The organism is Vibrio hibernica (genome assembly GCF_015223435.1).
Classification (GTDB): Bacteria; Pseudomonadota; Gammaproteobacteria; order Enterobacterales; family Vibrionaceae; genus Vibrio; species Vibrio hibernica.
Genome location: NZ_VHKO01000093.1, coordinates 1 through 5,394 on the forward strand (window position 1 = coordinate 1; position 5,394 = coordinate 5,394).

The 5,394-nt window shown below is 40.0% G+C and carries 8 protein-coding genes and 1 pseudogene; 2 read left to right on the forward strand and 7 right to left on the reverse strand.

The window, feature by feature from the left end; translation table 11 throughout:
• Nucleotides 1–378: hypothetical protein (locus FH976_RS15375; RefSeq protein WP_228767474.1), on the forward strand; the 378-nt coding region annotated here is incomplete at its 5' end.
• A 106-nt stretch (nt 379–484) separates the two neighbouring features.
• On the opposite strand, the gene FH976_RS15380 is transcribed toward FH976_RS15375, so the two are convergent.
• The 6 genes from FH976_RS15380 to FH976_RS15405 all read right to left on the reverse strand — a co-directional run bounded on the left by FH976_RS15380 (nt 485) and on the right by FH976_RS15405 (nt 3,791).
• On the reverse strand, nt 485–940 hold the full coding sequence (locus FH976_RS15380) for a hypothetical protein (protein ID WP_194091662.1): 456 nt from the start codon (nt 938–940) through the stop codon (nt 485–487).
• Nucleotides 941–1,135: 195 nt separating this feature from the next.
• Nucleotides 1,136–1,411: a type II toxin-antitoxin system RelE/ParE family toxin gene (locus FH976_RS15385; RefSeq protein ID WP_194091663.1), complete on the reverse strand. Its 276-nt coding sequence runs from the start codon at nt 1,409–1,411 to the stop codon at nt 1,136–1,138.
• 2 nt (nt 1,412–1,413) lie between these two features.
• A complete protein-coding gene (locus FH976_RS15390) occupies nt 1,414–1,692 on the reverse strand; it encodes a type II toxin-antitoxin system RelB/DinJ family antitoxin (RefSeq protein WP_096038209.1) in 279 nt (92 codons plus the stop codon).
• 200 nt (nt 1,693–1,892) lie between these two features.
• Nucleotides 1,893–2,102 carry a helix-turn-helix transcriptional regulator gene (locus tag FH976_RS15395; protein ID WP_194091664.1) on the reverse strand — a complete coding sequence of 70 codons (210 nt, stop codon included), beginning with the start codon at nt 2,100–2,102 and terminating at the stop codon, nt 1,893–1,895.
• Between the two features lie 65 nt (nt 2,103–2,167).
• A complete protein-coding gene (locus FH976_RS15400; RefSeq protein ID WP_194091665.1) occupies nt 2,168–3,511 on the reverse strand; it encodes a type II toxin-antitoxin system HipA family toxin in 1,344 nt (447 codons plus the stop codon).
• Nucleotides 3,501–3,791: a helix-turn-helix domain-containing protein gene (locus FH976_RS15405; RefSeq protein WP_194091666.1), complete on the reverse strand. Its 291-nt coding sequence runs from the start codon at nt 3,789–3,791 to the stop codon at nt 3,501–3,503. The genes FH976_RS15400 and FH976_RS15405 overlap by 11 nt, the downstream gene beginning before the upstream one ends.
• Nucleotides 3,792–4,411: 620 nt before the next feature.
• On the opposite strand from FH976_RS15405, the gene FH976_RS15410 reads away from it, so the two are divergent.
• Nucleotides 4,412–4,729: an Arm DNA-binding domain-containing protein gene (locus tag FH976_RS15410; RefSeq protein WP_228767475.1), complete on the forward strand. Its 318-nt coding sequence runs from the start codon at nt 4,412–4,414 to the stop codon at nt 4,727–4,729.
• 155 nt (nt 4,730–4,884) lie between these two features.
• Here the strand turns inward: FH976_RS15410 and FH976_RS16210 are convergent.
• Nucleotides 4,885–5,307, reverse strand: a pseudogene (locus FH976_RS16210) (IS3 family transposase); the annotation flags it as partial.
• Between the last annotated feature and the right edge of the window lie 87 nt (nt 5,308–5,394).

Genomic DNA, 5,394 nt, shown 5'->3' on the forward strand with positions numbered 1-5,394 from the left:
CATCGAATTACGCAACAAAGCCTTATCAGAATGAAGCGAGCTTGGGGACAATACAAAAGAAGAAAAAAAACTAAGCACAAGCAACTAACGGTTAATATCAAGAAAGACACTTTTGCTATGCTCACAAAAATTAAAAGGCGCAATCAGTTCACCAATGTTGGGCAATCTATCGATTCTTTATTTGACGGTAGTCTAGTAAGTAGGGAGATGGCGCAACTAGAAAAAGCGAATATAGCGTTAAAAAGCCAGCTAGAAAAAATACAAAACCAAGCCCATTTAAAAGCTGACTTGGTCAAGATGGAAAAGAAAATTGAGTTTTTAGAAAAACAAAGTGCCGTTTTAACACAGGCAATCGAAAAGCTTACAACAAGCCAATAAAGTGCATAAATTAACTTGGTCTGTAAGCTTTATTTTGGGATTTGATTAAGGCTGAGATTTAAGGTGGCCCATTGAGCGGATACACAATCAATTGCTTTTTAAGCATTTATTTAGCGCTGATCTCTTTAAGAATTGCGCGAGCAGCATTTTTTCCGTTTAAAGCAAAGCCAACTTCATGACCACTTTTATCTTTAAGGATTAACAGGTTTGAATCTACCCACATATCGCGAACTACCATATCATCTGAAACTGTATTAAGCTCATTAATAGGTAGTTTATATCTGAGATTATATTCATAACCCCTCACATCCCATTCAGCCATGTAGGCACCTTTATCTGTAATAAAAAATACACCCCATTGCTGTAGCTTTTTATTTTCATACATAGTTGTCCACTCTTTAAAGTGAACTTTTTTTGAGCCATCTTTTACTGTATCTAAAATTACGGGTTCAAAAGCAGAGGTATTTATTGGGCCGGTCGCTGTTTGCATTGGCCCAGGAGAAGCACAACCGCCAATAGTTAAAATGCTTGCGATTAATAGAATAGATTTTTTGTTCAACACTCTAAACATCCTTATAATAAACAGAGAGGTACATAGTAAAGGTTGCAATAATTTCACCAATAATTACTTTTGTAAATAACTAATCAAAATATATAACAAGCGCAGACCTTTATTTAAAAAAATAAGTGCTACCCCCTGTGTCAGGATAGTTGTCGCCTGTTCGGCTCACAGCTGAGCAAAGTGTTGGCAACAGAGTCATTTTGGAAACCTCTGCTTTGTATGAAGTATTCTCATAACTCGTATATTTTTACCGTCGAAGTAATATGACACGATCATTGAGATCTCTGGAATAATTAGTAGTCGGCCATTTACCCCTTCACGTTCGACACCCATCTCTGGTTGATATAATAAGTTTTCAACTTTTTCTTCAATGATTTTATCTGTAGCCTCTGCTGCCAGAGCATTGAACTCATACAAAAATTCAAAAATCTTCTCTCTATCGTCTAAAGACTGCTCTTCCCAGTAAATCACTTTTAATCTCGTAACCTAATTTTGGCTTTTCTTTTTTCCATTGCAGTCTTAGCGGCTTCATGCGCGATAAACTTGGAGTTACCCATCTCCATTTTTTCGAATGCTTGGTTTACTTGTTCACTTAACCAAGTTTCATGTGACGCTTTCAATCTTTGCTGGTCAGCTAATTGCTCAGTTAACTCTCGACAAGCGTCACTGATTGTTCTGCCCTGACTTTCAGCCATCTGTTGCGCCAGTTTTTTCACATCTTCGTCTATCCGGAATTGAATTCTAGTATCCATAACAACCTCGTCATCACAACTGTACACACAGATTAACTAAGGGCAACTAACAAGTCAATTAAGAAGTGGACTTCCCATAGTTTGCTAAACACCTAATGAGTTATATTTTAAATAACTAATCAAAAAAACAGCACAGACCTTTATTGGAAACAAAAATAAGCGCTACCAACACCTATTGTTGATAGCGCCATGAGTTGATTTTAGCACTGGCGAGACTCGTTTATTCTTGCCAATAACCAATTTTGAATTTCACTTTCTACCCAGGCCTTACGCTTACCCATAACAGTTATGTTACTCGGGAAGTTACCCGCTTTAATAAGGTTATAGATACTGCTTTTACACAAGCTGGTTATGCTGATTACTTCATTCAAACGAAGAAAGCGCTCATTTTGATATTGCATGATTTCCATAGTTTTTCCTGATTATTAGTTGAACCAAGAAAATGAAATATATCTGTATTTATTTAGCTTATTGGCTAGATAAGTAGCGCTGCGTTCTCTTGCTTTCGCTGGGCGAGTGTCTCTGAAATTGCTTGTACCGTTGTTTTACTAACCGCTTGCTTTGTTGCCAAAGATGCAAAGTTATCAATCACATCAACGACTTCTTGAATACATTGCTGGGCCTCTTTCCAATTAGCAAAGCCTGCACTTGCTGCCAGCTTTTGCATTACTTTGAGTGGCGGCGCTTTTCCATGCCCTGCAAAGGCTGTTGCATGCTCATTAAAGGGATGAGGGCTAAATGTAACGTCGTAAAAGGGGGCTAGCTGCCAGTTACCATCATCCCCTTGTAAAAAGCCCCAGTTTTTACTGTGATCATCTTGGTTAGCTGCAAATAAATTAAAAATAGCACGGCGAAACTGAAGTTGCCCTGCCGCAGGAGACTTACACAGCTGACGACTGGCTTTAATAAGATCACTATAGTCTAAGCTAGGAGTACGAAAGTCGGCATCTAATAAGCCACAGGCACTATGCATATGCAAACGCCCTGCATGATGTACACTATCGGCTTTATCTGCCGGTAGTTCTTGTTCTTTGGGTAAATAGTCAAAACGTTTCAGTGCTAGCCAAGCCTTTGCGCCACTATTTGGTGGCGCATCAATTAACTGCCAAACCGGTGGCTGGCATTTAGCTTGCTCAGCCATTTGTAGATACACGGCTTCACATAAGCCCTCTTCATGGCCTAGTGCCAAATTCTTCGACGTAAACTTAACCAACCATGCCTCATCTCCTGGCTGTGCATACGTTCGGCATTGCTGTGCATCACCAGCAGGCATATAAACTTGTGCTTTAGGCCTTGCCCCACCTGAGCTACCCACAGCAACCAAAATTGCTAAAACGTGTTGGGTATTACCATCTAACTCTTCAGATAAAGATTGATCAAATAAGGTTTGTGCTTCTAACCCAAGTGTTGCTATATCAATATTTTGATGTTGTTCAGGTGAAAACTCTGAGGCGGGCGTAAAAGATAATCCCCCCATCCCTTGGCTGCCAACAAAAGCTAAACGATCCATTGCTGTTACCTGCGCAGGTAAAACGCCTTGCTGGCGAAATATTCGGTCTTGGAGTAACAACCCCCAGCCATCAGGCAAACTATCACCAAAAACGCCATGAATTCCCTGGTGAGGCTCTTTAGGTGCTTGTTGAAGCTGTCCATTAGCTTTTAAAGTAAACGGGAATAGGTTACCAAATTTACTAATGTATTCATCAAAGTACTGAAAGAATACTCCCTGGCGGTTTTGAGCCAATACGCCCACCGGCACAGTCTCACCCGTTGCAAGCGTTCGTTGCACATTGAGCTTTTGAATTGATTTAAAACTCATCTTTAAGGACCTCTTCTATGCTGGTAGGTAAAGCAGTACGGTCTGCGCTTACCTCGGTAAGCTGATAAAGCCTATCGAGTGAGTCAAGTGACTGCCATAAGAGTAGTAACTGGCGAAAAGAAATTTGCCCAGTGAGTTCAAATTTTTTAATGGTAGGTGCTGGCACACAACTACGCTGGGCAAGCGCTTCTCGCGATAGTTTAGCCTGCTCACGTAAACCACGAAGGTGCGCTGCAAAAGCTTGGCTAACATCAGTGTCATCTAAAAGTGAAAATTTCATACTCACCATCATGGATACAGTAATGTCTATTATAGTTTAAAATGTCGGTATTTAGATACAGTAATATCCATTTATTATAAGATAAGAGCATTTATGGAGAAAAGAGTATAAAGCTGGTATATTTCAAACTAGTAGATTTCTTAGTGTGTTTGTTTTAGTGAACGCCTCTATACATTAAGAATCAACCAGCTGGTGGTTAAATCGGTGGTTAACAATCAATATTACGCACAAAAACACACTTCAAATAACTGATATATATAAATTAATAAATACAAATCAACATTCAAATTCAAAACATCGAATAGTTTTTTTACCCGTCCAAGAATGTCTTAAAAGCCCTGTTATTTACTTGTAAATACAGGGCTTTTTTATTTTTCCCGTCCAAATTGGTTTGCAGATATCCGTTACCAACTACCTGTTTAGTGGTGGGCAGAATGGTGGGCAGCCCCCTCATTTTGGCTCAATAAGCGTTTTGCGGTGAGCAAATTGGTGGGCAGTAAGTTACCCAATTTTCGCATTTAACTCGCCACCACAACAGGTTAGCTGCTGATTCAATAAGCAAATCGGTGGTGGGCAGCCATTATTGCCCCCTCCATTATTTCAGCAACTATGGAGTAAACATGGGAAAACTCACAGCAAAACAGGTTATTGCATACAGCAAAGCCGACCCAAAAAAATATTCAGATGGTGAAGGTCTATACTTTTGCGTCCGCAAACAAGGCTCGCCTTACTGGATGATCCGCTACACCACAGCCAAAGGAAGACGAGAAGCAACCTTGGGGCAATTTCCTTTGATGTCGTTGGCAGACGCTCGAATTGCCGCCGCTTATTTTCGAAAGGAAGTACGTGACGGCATAGATCCTCTTCTAGAAAAACAGAAAATCGAGTTACCTGACATTGAAACCGTGGATCAACTGTCGGTGGACATTAAAGTTTGAAACTTTTCTCTCGCACAATCCCTGTTGGTAGGTAATGTCATAGATAAGTGATATTGCAATAAAGATTGAAACTTATCCAACTCCCACTACCTTCGAAAAACACTTTTATGACAATAAAGTTTGTAACTTTTAAAAAATGATAAAACTCCCTTCTGTCCTTCTCGTTTCATCAGCCGATGAACTTGATTGATACCACAAGTTTCGCCCTCATCCCGCAAGTCACAATATATCTTTCGATACCCATAGACGTAGCCAGATTCGATCCAAAATTGCTTAATCAGTCCGAAAAGATACTTACACCGCCTTTCTTGTTTACATTCTGGATGCTTCAATCAAGCGTAAAAACCCACTTGGATGGACGTCAAGCACGTTACACATTCTTCGTACCGTCCAGATAGACATATTGGCTTTCATAAAGGCATACCTCAGTCGGACTGACTTGCGAAGTACACCGCTTTTTTTAGAATGTCACGCTCTTCAATCATCCGTTGCAACTCTTTTTTGAGTCGACGGATCTCTACGTTTTCATCTGACTTAGTTTGATGAAGAGAAGAGTCTGGACCATACCGTTTGATCCAAGTCTAACTAAAAGGCGTCTATCAAATCAGTGGCTATTCATTCATTTTAAGATGATGTAGCTCTCGCAACTCTCCCTGCTGATGAAA